The 402-nt window shown below is 51.2% G+C and carries 1 protein-coding gene; it reads left to right on the top strand.

Going from position 1 to position 402, the window contains the following annotated elements; translation table 11 throughout:
* The coding region (locus M3650_RS31395; RefSeq protein WP_251580283.1) for a hypothetical protein at positions 1-233 on the top strand (233 nt) is incomplete at its 5' end.
* Positions 234-402: the final 169 nt, after the last annotated feature.

Raw genomic sequence — 402 nt, forward strand, 5'->3', positions numbered from 1 at the left:
TCCAGCATTTCTACAACTCCTTGCGTGATTTGTACCTTCCTCTTGTGCCAGTGGTGAGCTCTGCCCTGCCGAAGTCCCACACGGGATTCACCGCTTCCTCCTTCAGTCAGGTCCTTTCGGTTTTTTTTCTGCTTTCATCGCCCATCCTGAACGCCTTGATGTACAAATACCTATTTCATGTTCGGCCCTTCCGCAGGCTGTTGCAACAGCCTGCGTACTATGGCTTCTGCTGACTTCTGTACGCTCAGCCTACCTTCACAAGTAGGGTTACGGAATTTGCCCCGCTTTTCGTACAGACCTCCCCAGGTAAGAACGCTATCTTTCCCTCCATCTATTCGCCTCATTTACTCTCGTTCGCCTTCGGCAGTATGGACTTTGACTTGGTTGGCAGCCTCATCCAAC

It is taken from the genome of Paenibacillus sp. MER TA 81-3 (assembly GCF_023713585.1).
GTDB lineage: Bacteria > Bacillota > Bacilli > Paenibacillales > Paenibacillaceae > Paenibacillus_B > Paenibacillus_B profundus.